Source organism: uncultured Ruminococcus sp. (genome assembly GCF_934476685.1).
Taxonomy (GTDB): Bacteria; Bacillota; Clostridia; order Oscillospirales; family Ruminococcaceae; genus Hominimerdicola.
Genome location: NZ_CAKSNX010000004.1, coordinates 88,067 through 103,007 on the forward strand (window position 1 = coordinate 88,067; position 14,941 = coordinate 103,007).

19 protein-coding genes are annotated in these 14,941 nt (G+C 38.3%); all 19 read left to right on the forward strand.

The window, feature by feature from the left end:
* The first annotated feature begins 33 nt into the window (after positions 1–33).
* The 19 genes from spoIIIAC to Q0E19_RS06075 all read left to right on the forward strand — a co-directional run bounded on the left by spoIIIAC (position 34) and on the right by Q0E19_RS06075 (position 14,941).
* A complete protein-coding gene (spoIIIAC, locus tag Q0E19_RS05985) occupies positions 34–231 on the forward strand; it encodes a stage III sporulation protein AC (RefSeq protein ID WP_294408175.1) in 198 nt (65 codons plus the stop codon).
* Positions 231–617, forward strand: a complete 387-nt coding sequence (locus tag Q0E19_RS05990) for a SpoIIIAC/SpoIIIAD family protein (RefSeq protein WP_294408176.1) — start codon at positions 231–233, stop codon at positions 615–617. Before spoIIIAC ends, Q0E19_RS05990 begins: the two co-directional genes overlap by 1 nt.
* A 16-nt stretch (positions 618–633) precedes the next feature.
* A complete protein-coding gene (locus Q0E19_RS05995) occupies positions 634–1,764 on the forward strand; it encodes a sporulation protein (protein WP_294408178.1) in 1,131 nt (376 codons plus the stop codon).
* A gap of 1 nt (position 1,765) precedes the next feature.
* Positions 1,766–2,263, forward strand: a complete 498-nt coding sequence (locus tag Q0E19_RS06000) for a hypothetical protein (protein ID WP_294408180.1) — start codon at positions 1,766–1,768, stop codon at positions 2,261–2,263.
* Positions 2,244–2,804 carry a stage III sporulation protein AG gene (locus Q0E19_RS06005; protein WP_294408182.1) on the forward strand — a complete coding sequence of 187 codons (561 nt, stop codon included), beginning with the start codon at positions 2,244–2,246 and terminating at the stop codon, positions 2,802–2,804. The genes Q0E19_RS06000 and Q0E19_RS06005 overlap by 20 nt, the downstream gene beginning before the upstream one ends.
* Before the next feature lie 24 nt (positions 2,805–2,828).
* Positions 2,829–3,374 carry a SpoIIIAH-like family protein gene (locus tag Q0E19_RS06010; RefSeq protein WP_294408183.1) on the forward strand — a complete coding sequence of 182 codons (546 nt, stop codon included), beginning with the start codon at positions 2,829–2,831 and terminating at the stop codon, positions 3,372–3,374.
* Positions 3,375–3,546: 172 nt separating this feature from the next.
* Positions 3,547–3,894: an Asp23/Gls24 family envelope stress response protein gene (locus tag Q0E19_RS06015; RefSeq protein ID WP_294408184.1), complete on the forward strand. Its 348-nt coding sequence runs from the start codon at positions 3,547–3,549 to the stop codon at positions 3,892–3,894.
* Between the two features lie 94 nt (positions 3,895–3,988).
* A complete protein-coding gene (gene nusB, locus Q0E19_RS06020; RefSeq protein ID WP_294408185.1) occupies positions 3,989–4,405 on the forward strand; it encodes a transcription antitermination factor NusB in 417 nt (138 codons plus the stop codon).
* Positions 4,405–5,358 carry a peptidase M22 gene (locus Q0E19_RS06025; RefSeq protein WP_294408186.1) on the forward strand — a complete coding sequence of 318 codons (954 nt, stop codon included), beginning with the start codon at positions 4,405–4,407 and terminating at the stop codon, positions 5,356–5,358. The genes nusB and Q0E19_RS06025 overlap by 1 nt, the downstream gene beginning before the upstream one ends.
* Entirely contained in the window at positions 5,358–6,575 is a 1,218-nt protein-coding gene (gene xseA / locus Q0E19_RS06030) for an exodeoxyribonuclease VII large subunit (RefSeq protein ID WP_294408187.1), read from the forward strand. The genes Q0E19_RS06025 and xseA overlap by 1 nt, the downstream gene beginning before the upstream one ends.
* Positions 6,572–6,760: an exodeoxyribonuclease VII small subunit gene (xseB, locus tag Q0E19_RS06035; protein WP_294408188.1), complete on the forward strand. Its 189-nt coding sequence runs from the start codon at positions 6,572–6,574 to the stop codon at positions 6,758–6,760. Before xseA ends, xseB begins: the two co-directional genes overlap by 4 nt.
* A complete protein-coding gene (locus Q0E19_RS06040; RefSeq protein ID WP_294408190.1) occupies positions 6,753–7,646 on the forward strand; it encodes a polyprenyl synthetase family protein in 894 nt (297 codons plus the stop codon). Before xseB ends, Q0E19_RS06040 begins: the two co-directional genes overlap by 8 nt.
* Positions 7,647–7,687: 41 nt before the next feature.
* A complete protein-coding gene (gene dxs, locus Q0E19_RS06045) occupies positions 7,688–9,544 on the forward strand; it encodes a 1-deoxy-D-xylulose-5-phosphate synthase (RefSeq protein WP_294408191.1) in 1,857 nt (618 codons plus the stop codon).
* A 22-nt stretch (positions 9,545–9,566) separates the two neighbouring features.
* The gene (locus Q0E19_RS06050) at positions 9,567–10,334 is read left to right on the forward strand and encodes a TlyA family RNA methyltransferase (protein WP_294408193.1); all 768 of its coding nucleotides are present in this window, start codon (positions 9,567–9,569) and stop codon (positions 10,332–10,334) included.
* 6 nt (positions 10,335–10,340) lie between these two features.
* Positions 10,341–11,228: an NAD(+)/NADH kinase gene (locus Q0E19_RS06055; protein ID WP_294408194.1), complete on the forward strand. Its 888-nt coding sequence runs from the start codon at positions 10,341–10,343 to the stop codon at positions 11,226–11,228.
* A complete protein-coding gene (gene argR, locus Q0E19_RS06060; protein ID WP_294408195.1) occupies positions 11,225–11,683 on the forward strand; it encodes an arginine repressor in 459 nt (152 codons plus the stop codon). The genes Q0E19_RS06055 and argR overlap by 4 nt, the downstream gene beginning before the upstream one ends.
* A gap of 14 nt (positions 11,684–11,697) precedes the next feature.
* Positions 11,698–13,365: a DNA repair protein RecN gene (gene recN / locus Q0E19_RS06065; RefSeq protein WP_294408196.1), complete on the forward strand. Its 1,668-nt coding sequence runs from the start codon at positions 11,698–11,700 to the stop codon at positions 13,363–13,365.
* A 146-nt stretch (positions 13,366–13,511) separates the two neighbouring features.
* Positions 13,512–14,279 carry an FAD-dependent thymidylate synthase gene (gene thyX / locus Q0E19_RS06070; protein WP_294408198.1) on the forward strand — a complete coding sequence of 256 codons (768 nt, stop codon included), beginning with the start codon at positions 13,512–13,514 and terminating at the stop codon, positions 14,277–14,279.
* On the forward strand, positions 14,276–14,941 hold the full coding sequence (locus Q0E19_RS06075) for a deoxynucleoside kinase (protein WP_294408199.1): 666 nt from the start codon (positions 14,276–14,278) through the stop codon (positions 14,939–14,941). Before thyX ends, Q0E19_RS06075 begins: the two co-directional genes overlap by 4 nt.

The following is a 14,941-nucleotide window of genomic DNA, read 5'->3' on the forward strand; positions in this document are numbered from 1 at the left end:
AAAGGATCATAAAACTGGAGGCGCAGCAAAGCTATGGATATTGATTTTATATTTAAAATTGCAGCAATAGGCATAATCGTTGCCGTGCTTAATCAGCTTCTGAAACGTGCCGAGCGTGACGAACAGGCAATGATGACAACTCTTGCAGGTCTTGTTGTTGTACTTATGATGATAGTTAATCAGATAGGTGATCTTTTCGATACTATTAAAAAGATATTCGGATTGTACTGATGGACATTGTTATTGTTATAGGGTTTTGTATAGCTGCAGTCTGTGCCTGTAAAATAATCGAAAAAACAGGTTCAGAAATAAAAATATTTATGGTCTTTGCAGCAATGGCTGTTATATTTTTAAAGACATCATCGTCGCTCGGTTCAATATTTGCGCAAATTAAATATCTGTTTTCACAAGGCAGTATAGATGAACAGTACATAAAGATTCTGTTTAAAGGTCTTGGAATTTGCTATATAACAAAATTCGCCTGTGACTACTGCCGTGACTGCGGAGAAAATGCTATCGCAGGACAAGCTGAACTTGCTGGTAAGATAGCATTGCTTATGATATCGCTTCCGCTTTTTAACGCTCTGATAAATATAGTAAGTTCACTGTTGTTTTAAAATAGAGGATATAAAAATGAAAAAGCTTATATTAACGCTTATCCTTTGCGTTATATTTACCATAATATGCCCTGGTGCGTATGCACAAAGTGAAGATGATGATTTTGCAGAAATAAAAGATCAGATAAGTCAAGAGCTTAAAGCCGCATCAGATGACGATACAGCTGATATACTAAAAAAAGAGGATATATCAGTGGAAAACCCTGACAGCATAAGCGATTTCAGTATAAGCTCGGTCTTTTCTGAACTTTTCGATATGTTTAAAAGCAGTCTGCGCACACCGATAGTTATGCTAGGCAAAATAATGGCGATCTCCCTTGTTTATGCTGCGCTTAAATGTATGTACCTTGATAGTTCACCGACAGACAAAGCTTTCGGAACTATCTGTGTTCTGGTAATGATAATAGTGATGTCGGATTCTGTATCATCATCAATAGGATCTTTGAAGAGCAGTATTGAAAACATAAATAATTTTATGATATCATACATACCCATATTTACAGCTGTTACTGCGGCAGGCGGACATACTGTAACAGCTGGCAGTTACAGTGCTGCTACATTGCTTGTATGCGAAGCTGCGGCATTTGTTGTATCTAAAATAATGATGCCTGTTGTTTCTGCCGTACTTGCTTTAACTATCATTTCTGCAATAAATCCGCAGCTAAAGTTTGCAGGCATAGCTGAGTCATTCAAAAAACTTACGGTATGGCTGCTCGCCACGGTTATGATGATCTTTTTAGGACTTATGTCTATTCAGGGCATCACCGGAGCATCGGCAGATAATCTTGCAGCTAAGACTATACGTCTTGCCGCCTCCAGCATTATTCCGGTAATAGGAGGTTCAGTTTCGGAGGCTTATACTGCTGTAAAAGGCAGTATGGGTGTTATTCGTTCGGCAACAGGTAGTATAGGGATACTTATAATTTTTTTCATGGCTATAAAACCCTTTATTGCTGTTCTCACGATAAAAGCTGCTGTGTGGACTGGAAAAGTAGTAAATGAACTTCTTGGATTGAGTGACACAGCTGAATTCTTAAAAAGCATAAATTATATCCTGTCCATTGGGATAAGTATACTGATAGCATTTTCAACGGCTTTTATTATATCTACTGCCGCAGTTATGTCGGCAGCTGCGGGAGGTATATAAAATGGATCTGATAAAATCAGCTGTTTTTATTGCCTGCATAATGGGTGTAATAAGCACATTCCTTGATATTGCAGCGCCTGAGTGCAGTCAGAAAAAACAGCTTTTGACAATAGCGGGCATTATCACACTTCTGGCAGTATGTTCAGTTTTTACGGGTAAAGGATTTAAGCTTAGCCTTGACAGCTATTCTTTTGATAATGAAGATACTTATTATTCGGATCAGATAAATTATAATACTCAAAATGCTGTACTTTCAGCGGCTCAGAAAAAATATGAGGAATATTTTCTGGATAAGCTTAATAGTAATAGTATCAGGACAGAGAAAATAGATGTTAAACTAAGTTTAAACGAACAAGATGAGGTGTATGCAGAGTATGTGTATATTACATTACATAATGAATCTGACAGTGAGCGGGCATCTGAGCTTGTAAAACAGGATCTTCCTGATACAGAAATACTCTTTAAAACGGAGAATGACAATGAAATTCAAGATCAATAAGGAAAATTTCAAAAATCTTTTAAAAAAAGAAAACAGGTTAAAGCTTATTGCCGCACTTGGAATGATCGGCGTTCTGCTCATTATGCTTTCAGAGTTTATCCCTTCAAACAGTAAGGAGTCATCTTCTGATAAGCAGGAAAAAGCAGAATACAATATTTCAGCAGATGAAACAGAAGCATATAAAACTCAGATACAGAATGAACTTAAAGAACTGCTGGAGCAGATAGACGGGGTAGGAGAGTGCAGCGTTATGCTTACAGTAGAAGGTACTACCGAGTATGTATACGCAGAAAATGTAAGCAAATATACTGATACAGATTCAAACCGAACAAGCGATAAATATGAAAATGACATAGTTTTTATAGAAAAGGACGGTGAAAAGCAGGCTTTGGTAAAAAAAATCGTAAAGCCGAAAATAAATGGCGTACTGATAGTCTGTAAAGGAGGTGGAAATGCAAAAATAAATGAAAAAGTTATTAATGCTGCGGCTACGGCGCTTAATATATCCGCCGGTAAAATATGTGTAGAAGCCAAAATATAACATCACAGAAAGAGGTATGAAAAAATGAAAAAGCCAAGTTTTATAATCGGTAAAAAGCAGATCGTTCTCGCTGGTATGACGCTTATGCTGGGAATAGCGATCTATGTAAACTATGCGGTATCGTCATCGGGTCACGAAATCAAGACAACAGGAAAAATGGAAAACCAAAGCGTGAATTACGGTGACGCAGAGCTTGTCAGCGCAGACGAGGCAGGAGATGATTATTTTGCACAGGCAAGGATCGACAGAATGACTGCCCGTGACAAGGCAGAAGAAACTCTGAAAAATATAATCAGCGGCGGTGATACCACTGATGAAGAGAAAACTGTTGCTGAAGAAGAGGCTGAGGCAATGAGTGGGTTGATAGAATCGGAATCAAAGATAGAAGCACTGATAAAAGCAGCGGGCTTTTCGGATTGCGTATGTTACCTTGACGGTGAAAACGCCAATATAGTGGTAAAAGCAGGCAGCGACGGACTTGTTGCCAGTGAAGCAGCACAGATAAAGGATATACTGCTCAGTGAAGTATCTGTGCCTGCCGAAAACATAAGAATTTTTGACGTTGCATAAAAAATCTCCCTTTAAAAAGTAGGTATTGTCAATGTAAAGAACTATCACAGGTCATAAAGAACTTCTGTAAAAAAAAATCCTGCAAAAATACTTGTAACATCAAGTGAAATATGTTATAATATATGTAATTATACAAAGCACTATTCAGTATTTTTTATTGGAGGGTTTATAAATGACAGAAGGTTCAAAGAAAGTTGAAAAAAGTCTTCACATCAGCCAGGACGTGATCGCTCAGATAATCACAAACTCAGTTGAGGAGATCGACGGCGTTTATGGCATTGCTCCGGTTATGAAAACCCCACGTCAGCTTTGGTTCAGGCAGGAAAATTTCGGGAACATAAGGATAGGTCTTGTAGATGATGTTCTTTCGGTTTCTATCGGAATTATACTTGATAATGGGTCAAAGGCTGTTGCTTCTGCCGAGCAGGTGCAGGAGAAGATAAAAAGTTCCGTTCAGACAATGCTTGGTCTTACTGTTGCAAAAGTTAATGTAACGGTATGTGGCGTACATTTTGAATAATAAAGGCTGATCGTTTCGTAATTTCGGAACGGTCGGCTTTGTGCTGTAAAAATGATCCGATAAACGGATAAATAAATATAAAGGAAGTGTTTATGTGGCTAAAAGAAGAGAAGTAAGACATGCCGCTTTTCTGCTGTCATTTGAAAAAATGTTTTTAGATGATCCTCTGGAGAGCATTTTTGAAACAGCTGAAGAAATAGATGAGATATTAGTAAACGATGAAGTGAAAAATCTGGTTGAAAATATTTTCGCAAAACAGGAAGAACTTGATGAGATAATTGCAAAGTTTTCAGATAAAAGAGCTGTAAGCAGAATACCTAAGATCAATCTTGCAATACTCAGACTTGCTATATATGAGGCTCTTTATGATGAGAAAGTACCTGTGAATGTTGCGATCAGTGAAGCTGTAACATTGGCGCAGGCATATGCTCTTGAACCAGATATTGCATTTGTAAACGGTGTGTTGGGCTCATTTTCAAAGAGTCTTCCTAAGGAAGAAGATAACAAGTAATGGGAATTTATCTAGGCATAGATACAAGCAATTATACAACATCATGCGCACTTCTTGATACAGACAAACGACAAATTTTGTCTATGAAAAAGCTTTTGCCTGTAAAAAAAGGTGAGCGTGGATTAAGGCAGTCCGATGCAGTTTTTCATCATACAGTACAGTTGCCTGCGCTTATGAGAGATCTTTTTGATAATCAAGAGTTCAGAAATATAAGACCTGAAGCCGTTTGCTATTCAAGATCTCCACGACTTACAGAAGGCTCATATATGCCATGCTTTCTTGTGGGAAAATGCGTTGGTGAATCTGTTGCAGCGGCAAATGGGATAGAAGTGTATTCTACATCTCACCAGATCGGACATATTCTTGCGGCATTATATTCCTGCGGACGGCTGGATCTTATAAAAAAAGGTGAACCTTTTCTTGCTTTTCATGTCAGTGGTGGTACTACTGATTTACTGCTATGTAAGTATGATTCTGAAAATATACTTGATATTACAGAGGTTGGTACGTCACTTGATCTGAAAGCAGGACAGTGCATTGATCGTCTTGGCGTTAAGCTTGGACTTGATTTTCCATGCGGTGCAGAACTTGAAAAGCTTGCATCAAAAAGCAGCAGGAAATTCAAAATCAAGCCAACTATAAAAGATTGCAGCTGTTGCTTATCAGGACTTGAAAATAAATTTACAGATATGCTTAAAAGCGGCGAAAGCTCCGAAGATACAGCTAAATTCTGTCTTGATTTCATATATGAAAATATAAGTGCAATGACAAAAAATGCTCTAGAAAAATACGGTGATATGCCGGTAATTTTTGCAGGCGGTGTTATGTCAGACAAACTTATCAAAGATAGACTTATGGCGGAGTTCAGATGTTTTTTTGCTGAACCTCAGCTGTCATGTGATAACGCCGTTGGTGTTGCAGTTTACGCAGCTTTAAAGAGAGGAATGATCTGATGAGTTCTGTTTTAACTGTATCACAGCTTAACAGATATGTGTCATTTAAAATTAAATCTGATCTTAAGCTCAAAGGCATAGCCGTTAAAGGTGAAATATCGAATTTCAATCTTAATTATAGATCAGGACACGCTTACTTTACAGTTAAAGATAAGGAAAGTGCTGTAAAAGCAGTTATGTTTTCTTCTAATGCATCAAAACTGAAATTCATTCCCGAAAACGGAATGAGTGTACTTGTGGTAGGCAACCTTGAAGTTTATGAGCGTGACGGAGTATATCAGATCGTTGTAACTGAACTTATGCTGTTGGGTGCGGGTGCAGTTCACGACCAGCTCCAGGCTTTAAAAGAAAAGCTTAAAAAAATGGGTGTGTTTGATATCAGTGCAAAACGCACTATTACAGCTAAACCTAAGAAAATAGCCGTTGTTACTTCACAAAATGGTGCTGCTTTGCAGGATATAATTAATATTATCCAAAGACGGTATCCTGTTTGTGAATTAAATGTTTTTCCTGCGTTGGTGCAGGGGGCGGCAGCGCCAAAATCCATTGCGGATGCTCTTTTAAAAGCAGATAACAGCGGAGCTGATACTCTTATTTTAGCGAGGGGCGGTGGATCTGATGAAGATCTTATGGCGTTTAATACAGAAAGCGTAGCAATGGCTGTATTTAACTGCAAAACTCCTGTTATTTCGGCTGTCGGTCATGAAACAGATACAACGCTTGCGGACTATGCAGCGGATATGCGTGCGCCTACACCATCGGCAGCAGCAGAACTTGCTGTGCCTGATATGCAAGGATTGATAAATAATATTGAACATTTAAAGCGCAGATTATCTGTAAATTATGAAAATCTGTTAAGAGCAAAGGAAAATGAGCTGAATAATCTGACTATAAAAATCAAATCATTTTCGCCTGCAAACATTATAAAAACTGATGAAAACAGACTTGACTTTGCTTGTGAAAGGCTTAATGAGCTTATAAGCAGGCGAATTGAGCTGCTGACTATAAAAATTGACAGCTATGTACTAAGACTTAACGCACTTAGTCCTTTTAATGTTCTTAGCCGTGGATATGCTATCGTGGAGAAAAACGGAGAACCTGTTATGGGGATAGACAGTCTGAAAAGCAGTGATACAGTTACTCTGCGATTAGATGACGGTGAAGCTGCGGCTGTTATTACAGATGTAAAACAATTACCGAAAGGCGGATATAAATGAATTTTGAAGAATCAATGGCCAGACTTAACGAATTGGTAGGACTGCTTGAAAATGATAAGCTGCCTTTGGATAAAGCTCTTGACTATTATAAAGAAGGAATGGATCTGTCTGTCGAATGCAGAAAAACGCTTGAAAATGCTAAGCTGACAGTTAAAACTATGAACGGAGCAGATGAAAATGACTGAAAATAATAAGCTTTTAATGCAGGCTTATATTGAAAAAATTGAAGATAAACTAGCTGAGTTTACGCAGGACAAGCCGGAGATACAGGGCATAGTTTCAGAGGCTATGGAGTATTCTCTGAGTGCAGGCGGAAAACGGCTTCGTCCTATTCTTATGCTTGAATTTTATCGTATGTGCGGTGGAAATGATCTTGATTCAATTCTTGAGATTGCCTGTTCAGTAGAACTTATCCACACATATTCGCTTATACATGATGATCTTCCTTGCATGGACGACGATGATTTCAGAAGAGGAAAGCCTTCATGTCATAAAGCTTTTCCTGAGGATATCGCCCTTCTTGCAGGTGACGCTCTGAATACCCTTGCTTTTGAGGTCATTTCCGAAGCTGCTATCGCAGGCAAGATACCTGCTGAAAAGGCCGTTATGCTGATTTCTGTACTGTCAAAAGCGGCAGGCAAGGACGGAATGGTAGGCGGTCAGGTCATTGATCTGCAAACTGAAAATGAGGAGATCGATATTCAGACTCTTAATCTTTTGCAGAGCAAAAAAACCGGTGCGCTTATTGAAGCGGCTTGTGTTATGGGAGTTATACTTTCAGGTAAATTTGAATTTATACCTGCTGCTGCCGATTATGCACAGGCTGTCGGAAGAGCATTTCAGATAGTTGACGATATACTCGATGTTACAGGTACATTTGAAGAGCTTGGAAAGCCTATCGGAAGCGATGAGGATCAGCATAAGAATACTTATGTTACACTTTTGGGTCTTGAAAGATCTCAGCAGATCGCAAAACAGCTTACTGTACAGGCACTCAGCAGTCTTAGTCAGTTTTCTAACAATGAATTTTTATATGAACTTACTAATGATCTGCTTGAAAGAAGATCTTAAAAGTATCATAGTAAATTTTCGTGATTGGAGATTAGTATAAAATGTCGGAAATTAAAAATCCCGATCTATATAAAATGAATTTACCGTACGATCTGAAAAAGCTCACTGTGGAGCAGTGTAATGATCTGTGCGGTGATATAAGAAAATTGCTTATAACCACAGTTTCTGAAAATGGCGGACATCTTGCGTCAAATCTTGGAACAGTGGAGCTTACAGTAGCTTTACACAGAGTATTTGATTCACCTGCTGACAAGATCGTATGGGACGTTGGTCATCAGGCTTATACACACAAGATACTAACAGGAAGAGCAGAGCAGTTTTCTACTCTCAGAAAAAAAGACGGAATTTCGGGCTTTTGCCGTCCTGATGAATCTGAGCATGACGCTTTTGTAAGCGGTCACAGCTCGACTTCGATTTCAGCCGCACTTGGCATAGCTACTGCCATGAAGCTTAATGGTGACAGAACTCATCATGCGATAGCTGTAATGGGTGACGGAGCTTTTACGGGCGGAATGATTTATGAAGGGCTGAATAATGCAGGAAAAAGTGACACGAATATTATAGTTATACTTAATTATAATGAGATGTCAATTTCAAAAAACGTTGGCGGAATGGCTAAATATCTGTCGCAAATGCGAACTAAAGAACGCTACAAGAAAACCAAAAGTGCTGTTGAACGTGTTCTTGATGTTACACCAGTTATTGGAAAGCCGATAAAAAAAGCTGTCCGTGAATCAAAAAATGCTTTCAAAAACATAATACTGCACAGCACTATGTTTGAAGAGCTTGGGTTTACCTATATTGGTCCTGTGGACGGGCATAATATAGAAGAATTAGAGAACGCACTTGAAGCTGCAAAAGCTTTGAAAAGACCTGTTTTCATTCATGTGAACACAGTAAAGGGCAAAGGCTATGCTCCAGCAGAAGAAAATCCCGGAGAATATCATGGCGTAGGTTCTTTTGAAATATCAACAGGAAATCCTGATGTCGTTCTCGCTGACAGCTTTTCATCAGTAATGGGAAAAGAACTGTGTGAGCTTGGAAGAAAGAATAAAAAAATATGCGCAGTTACAGCTGCAATGAAATACGGAACAGGCTTGCAGTACTTTGCTAAAAACTTTCCTGACAGATTTTTTGATGTGGGAATAGCAGAGGAACACGCTGTAACATTTTGCGGCGGACTTTCTGAAATGGGATACATACCAGTTTTCGCCGTGTACTCAACATTTCTACAGCGTTCATATGACCAGTTAATACATGATCTGGCAATAATGAGAACTCATGCCGTTATCTGTGTAGACAGAGCAGGTATAGTCGGCAGCGACGGAGAAACACATCAGGGAATTTTTGATGTATCTTTTCTTACAACGATTCCGGATACAGTAATATACTCTCCATCTAATTATGATGAACTCAAACTATGCCTCAATAAGGCTATAAACGATGAAAAAGGCATAGCAGTTGTAAGGTATCCGAGAGGGAATGACAACTCCGTTTATGATAAGAATAAAACAGTCACTTCGTATGTTCACAATAAATTTGGCGGAAGAAATCTGATAGTGACATATGGACGTTTATATAATAATGTATATGCGGCAACTGAAATATTGAGAAACTCTGATATATGCTGTGATACGTTAAAACTTATAAACATTTTTCCGCTTAAACAGGAAGTTGCTGACATAATATCATCTTATGATAATGTATTTTTCTTTGAAGAGGCATATTGCTACGGTTCTATATCAGAAAAATATTCAGCGATTTGCGGCAATATTTATTCTTATGCAATAGATGATTTTATTACTCATGGTGAATGCAGCGAGCTTTTTGAAGATCTTGGATTTACACCGGCTAAAATTGCAAAATCAGTAAAGGACATCATTGAAAATGCGACTTGATATATACTTGACAGAACACAATTTGGCTCAGAGCAGAGAACGTGCAAAGAAGCTTATCAAAGATAACCGTGTAAAGGTGAATAGCTTGATATGTGCAAAACCGTCAAGAGAAATACTTGACAATGATATTGTAGAATGTGATGATAGTAAAAGTGATTATGTCGGAAGAGGACTTATCAAGTTAGAAACTGCTTTTGAAAATTTCAATATAGATATTACTGGCAAGATATGTGCTGATATAGGTGCATCAACAGGCGGTTTTACGCAGTTTATGCTTAGAAACGGCGCTAAACAAGTTTATGCCATAGACGTTGGACATGGACAGCTTGATATATCTTTAGTAAATGATCCGAGAGTAGTGAATTGTGAAGGCGTAAACGCAAGGTACTTGACACATGATTTCTTTGAAAAGAAGCCTGAATTTATAAGTGTAGATATTTCTTTCATATCACTAACTTTGGTTTTGCCTGCTTTAGTTAATTGTCTGACTGATAATGGTGATATGGTCGTACTTATAAAACCACAGTTTGAGGCAGGAAAAGCTGCTTTAAATAAAAAAGGAATAGTGAGAGATAAAAAAGATCATATCAGAGTTATTGAAAATTTACTTATGCAGTTTTCTGGTCTTGGACTTTCGGTTGGCGGTATTGTTTCTTCCGCAATCCAAGGCGGCGACGGAAACATTGAATATCTTGCTTATCTTAGAAAGACACATTGCCAAAGTTCAAAAATCGACACTAAACAGCTTGTAGACAATGCTTTTAATCTTTTTGCAAACAAAAAGGACTGACAAATTATGAAAATATATCTGTTTCCTAATCTTAGTAAGACTAATTGTACCAAATATACTGTTAGCACCTGCGAAATACTTCATAAATATGGTATAGAACTGTACATCAGTGATGCATACAGAAGTGATTTTTCGGGCATAAGTTTTCTTAACTTTGATGATGAAGATAAGTGTATCGCAGAATGTGACATTATAATTGCAATCGGTGGTGACGGAACTATACTCAAATGTGCGGTAAAAGCTTCTGAGTTTAAAAAGCCTATTTTGGGTATTAACTGTGGAAGACTCGGCTTTATGGCATCACTTGAACATTCGCAGCTTCAACTTCTTGAAAAGCTTTCAAAAGGTGATTACACGGTAAGCAAACGTATGATGATAGATGTTGCAGTAAAAAATGACAGCGACAGTGAAATACTGAATTTTTCTGCGCTTAATGATGTTGTTGTGGATCGTGCTGACGATTGTAAGATAGCTGATTTTGAAGTTTCTAAGGAAGGACAGCTTGTTTCTTCCCTTCGTGCTGACGGTGTTATATTTTCCACACCTACGGGGGCAACTGCATATTCAATGTCAGCGGGAGGTCCTATAATTGAGCCTGATATGGAATGTATTGAATTCACTCAGATATGCGCACATTCACTTTTTGCAAGATCTATGATTTTTTCTGCTGACAGCTGTATTCAGGTCAAATGTCATACTTCTTCTGATGCTCATGTAAATCTTGACGTTGACGGCAGCAAAGTGTACAGACTTACAAGCGGTGATTCAGTAGTCATAAGAAAATCATCAAAAAACGTAATGATAATCGACATAAACGGCGGCAGCTTCTTTTCTTCGGTGAATAGTAAACTTATGCGGCCACTCAAAGACGTATCAGAGGAGTTGTTCAGATGAAATCTCAGCGTCACGAACTTATCCTTCGACTTGTTCAGGAAGAGGTAATAGATACTCAGGAAACTTTGCAGAAAGTTCTTGAATCACACGGATTAAAAGTTACTCAGGCAACGCTTTCAAGGGATATAAAAGAGCTTGCACTTATAAAAGTGCCTTATGAAAAAGGCAGCAGATATTCTGTGCCTAAGCTCAATACCGATAAGCTGAAAAAAGACGGAAATTCTTTTTATTCACTTGTTTCCGATGCTGTCGTTTCAGTAGATTATGCACTTAATACTGCTGTGATCCGCTGTCATACAGGAATGGCTCAGGCTGTGTGTGCTAAACTGGACAGTGCTGCACTTGAAAATGTTGTCGGAACGATCGCAGGTGATGATACGATTTTTATTTTAATGCGTACTGAAAAGGATGCAGATGTGCTTGTTCGTGAACTTAGATCAATAATATCACAATAGCAGGGGCGAAGTTAATGTTAAAGGAACTTTATATAGAAAATCTGGCTGTTATTGAAAAAGCCTCAATAGATCTTACTGAAAATTTCAATGCATTTACCGGTGAAACGGGAGCAGGTAAGTCCATTCTTATCAACGGAATAAATGCCATTTTAGGTCAGCGCATAACTAAGGATATAGTGCGTTCGGGTACAGATAAGGCGATCATTTCTGCTCTTTTCACTGATCTTGGAAAGAATGTTACAGATAAGCTTGAAGAACTTGGATTTGATGCCGAGGACGGTCAGCTGTTTTTGACAAGAGAAATACGTTCTGACGGCGGCAGTGTTGCCAGAGTCAATCAACGTGCAGTAAATGTATCAGTTTTAAAAGAAATAGGAGCGCTGCTGGTCAATATCCACGGACAGCATGATAATCAGATACTTATGGCGCCAGAAAGGCATATTCAGATACTTGATGACTATGCTGAATCTCAGCCGTTGATAGACGACTATAAGAAATCTTTCAGAGAACTTCAGCTTATTGCCAAAAAGATTAATAAGCTTAGGATAGAATCAGAAAAACGTGAATCAAAGCTGGCTGAACTCAATGAATTTATTGAAGAAATAACTGCTTTAAAAATAACAGATGCTGATGAAGAAAAGCAAATCGCAGCAGAGCTTGAACTCTCTAAAAATGCAGTAGCCATATCTGAGGCTCTGTATGCGGCAAATATGATATTAACTGGTGATGATGATAATTCCGGTGTAACGGAACTTGTCAGTGATTCTGTTTCAAGGATCGAAAACTACACGGATATTATGAGCGAGCTTGCACCGCTTACAGAAAGATTAAATTCGGCAGCTATCGAGCTTGAAGATATCGCTGAAGAGCTTTCTTCGCTGCTTGAAAGTTTAGATGTCGATCCAAGAAGGTTTGACTGGCTTAATCAGCGTTCTGACGAACTGCGCCGTGTTTGTAAAAAATATGGTCCTGAACTTTCTGATGTGCTTGATAAATTTGAAAAGGCACAGACAGAGCTGTCTGAACTTTCGGACAGTGAGCAAAGTATCGAAGCACTGATAAATGAAAAAAATCATCTTCTTGCTGAAACTTCTAAAAAAGCAAAAGCATTGTCTGAATACAGAAGAAATGCTGCTGAGCGTTTCGTAAAACAAGTTACTGAAGAACTTGAGTTTCTTAATATGCCTAACGTCAAACTCGTTGTAGATCAGACAGCAGGGAAGCTGACTGTCAACGGAATGGATAATATAGAGTTTCTTATTTCAGCCAACCTTGGTGAAGATCCTAAACCTATTGCTAAAATAGCATCGGGCGGTGAGCTTTCAAGAATAATGCTTGCTCTCAAAAATGTAATTGCTGAAAAGGATTCTATTGCTACGCTGATATTTGACGAGATCGACACAGGCGTCAGCGGAAGAGCGGCACAGAAAATTGGTCTTAAATTAAGACAGATATCAAGGATCAGACAGGTGCTATGCGTGACCCACCTTGCACAGATAGCTGTAATGGCTGACAATCATTTGCTTATAGAGAAAAATGTGGCTGACGGAAGAACATCTACATCTGTACGCAAACTTGATTTTGAAGGCAGAAAACGTGAGATTGCAAGAATTATGGGCGGAGATAATACCTCTGAACTTATGCTAAAAAATGCAGAGGTACTTCTAAATTCAGTTAAATAGTCAAAAGGCAGTGAAATATCTGCCTTTTTTCTTGTTAATGACTGAAAAATATAATTTTTAGTTGACTAAAAAGATAAATAATGATATAATGTATTATAAGTGTTAGTATACTTTTTAATGGCTTAACTGCGAAAGGATCTGAAAAAATGAAAGTAACGCTTATATCTCATACACCTGAACCTGAAAAAGTAATTGCAACTGCTGCAAAGTTATGCTATTCCAGCAGTGATATCGGTTCTCTCCGTGATGGTCTTACTGACGAAAAAACAGCTGATTTTATTAATATGCTGGCATCTATAGGGCATGAAAGTCCTATGGAACACGTTTCTTTTACGTTTGGTATCGAGGGTGTTTCCCGTGCGTGTACTCATCAGTTAGTCAGACATAGAATCGCATCGTATTCGCAGAAAAGCCAGAGATATGTAAATGAAAGCGGCTTTGATTTTATCATGCCGCCCGAAATAGAAAAAGTACCTGAGGCTAAAGCTGAATTTGAAAAGCAAATGAACAGCTTAGTCGAAAGCTACAATAAAATAGCTGAGATCCTTACTGATAAACATACTCAGACATTCTTGGAGCAGGGTCTTGACGAAAAACAGGCTGTTCAGAAAGCTAAGAAAAAAGCTTTTGAAGATGCAAGATTTGTTCTGCCTAATGCCTGCGAAACAAAGATAGTAGTTACAATGAACGTAAGAAGCCTGTTTAACTTCTTTAAACACCGCTGCTGCAACAGAGCGCAGTGGGAAATAAAAGCGGTGGCAGACGAAATGCTCAGGCTTTGCTGTCAGGTAGCTCCGAATGTGTTCAAAAAAGCAGGTCCTTCCTGTGTTATGACAGGAAAATGTCCTGAGGGGAAAATGAGTTGCGGAAAAATGAAAGATGTGGTTCGTCAGTACGAGGAAATGAAAAAATGAAAAAGTCAAAGTTGATAGTTCTTGAAGGTCTTGACGGCAGTGGTAAAACTACTCAGTTTGATAAACTTACTGAATATTTTACCGAAAAAGGAGAAAAAATAAAAGCGATCAGTTTTCCCGACTATAATAATCCGTCATCAGCACTTGTAAAAATGTATCTTAATGGTGAAATCGCAGATAAAGCGGAAGATATAAATGCTTACGCTGCGTCAAGTTTTTATGCTGTGGACAGATATGCAAGCTATAAACAATTCTGGGAAAATGACTATAAAAATGGTTCGTTTATTCTTGCTGCAAGATATGTTACATCAAACTGCATTTATCAAATGACAAAGCTGCCTGCTGAACAGTGGGACAGCTATATAGAATGGCTTGAAGACTATGAATATGAAAAGCTGGGACTTCCTGAGCCTGATGCTGTGATATTCCTTGATATGCCGATAGAAATATCACAAAAGCTTATGTCTGAAAGATATAATGGTGACGAAAGCCGCAAAGATATTCATGAATCCAATATTGCCTATCTTAATAAATGCAGAGAAGCTGCGCTTTTCACTGCTAAAAAGCAGAACTGGAAGATCATCGAATGCAGTGTAAATGGTGAACCCAGAACTATTGACGAGATATTCAGGGACATAATTGGGGATATTGAAAATTTGTAA

Excerpts from the sequence above, each read along its gene's own strand:
- spoIIIAC (WP_294408175.1), top strand. The coding sequence starts at position 34 with ATGGATATTGATTTTATATTTAAAATTGCAGCAATAGGCATAATCGTT.
- Q0E19_RS05990 (WP_294408176.1), top strand. The coding sequence starts at position 231 with ATGGACATTGTTATTGTTATAGGGTTTTGTATAGCTGCAGTCTGTGCC.
- Q0E19_RS05995 (WP_294408178.1), top strand. The coding sequence starts at position 634 with ATGAAAAAGCTTATATTAACGCTTATCCTTTGCGTTATATTTACCATA.
- Q0E19_RS06000 (WP_294408180.1), top strand. The coding sequence starts at position 1,766 with ATGGATCTGATAAAATCAGCTGTTTTTATTGCCTGCATAATGGGTGTA.
- Q0E19_RS06005 (WP_294408182.1), top strand. The coding sequence starts at position 2,244 with ATGAAATTCAAGATCAATAAGGAAAATTTCAAAAATCTTTTAAAAAAA.
- Q0E19_RS06010 (WP_294408183.1), top strand. The coding sequence starts at position 2,829 with ATGAAAAAGCCAAGTTTTATAATCGGTAAAAAGCAGATCGTTCTCGCT.
- Q0E19_RS06015 (WP_294408184.1), top strand. The coding sequence starts at position 3,547 with ATGACAGAAGGTTCAAAGAAAGTTGAAAAAAGTCTTCACATCAGCCAG.
- Q0E19_RS06025 (WP_294408186.1), top strand. The coding sequence starts at position 4,405 with ATGGGAATTTATCTAGGCATAGATACAAGCAATTATACAACATCATGC.
- xseA (WP_294408187.1), top strand. The coding sequence starts at position 5,358 with ATGAGTTCTGTTTTAACTGTATCACAGCTTAACAGATATGTGTCATTT.
- xseB (WP_294408188.1), top strand. The coding sequence starts at position 6,572 with ATGAATTTTGAAGAATCAATGGCCAGACTTAACGAATTGGTAGGACTG.
- Q0E19_RS06040 (WP_294408190.1), top strand. The coding sequence starts at position 6,753 with ATGACTGAAAATAATAAGCTTTTAATGCAGGCTTATATTGAAAAAATT.
- dxs (WP_294408191.1), top strand. The coding sequence starts at position 7,688 with ATGTCGGAAATTAAAAATCCCGATCTATATAAAATGAATTTACCGTAC.
- Q0E19_RS06055 (WP_294408194.1), top strand. The coding sequence starts at position 10,341 with ATGAAAATATATCTGTTTCCTAATCTTAGTAAGACTAATTGTACCAAA.
- argR (WP_294408195.1), top strand. The coding sequence starts at position 11,225 with ATGAAATCTCAGCGTCACGAACTTATCCTTCGACTTGTTCAGGAAGAG.
- recN (WP_294408196.1), top strand. The coding sequence starts at position 11,698 with ATGTTAAAGGAACTTTATATAGAAAATCTGGCTGTTATTGAAAAAGCC.
- thyX (WP_294408198.1), top strand. The coding sequence starts at position 13,512 with ATGAAAGTAACGCTTATATCTCATACACCTGAACCTGAAAAAGTAATT.
- Q0E19_RS06075 (WP_294408199.1), top strand. The coding sequence starts at position 14,276 with ATGAAAAAGTCAAAGTTGATAGTTCTTGAAGGTCTTGACGGCAGTGGT.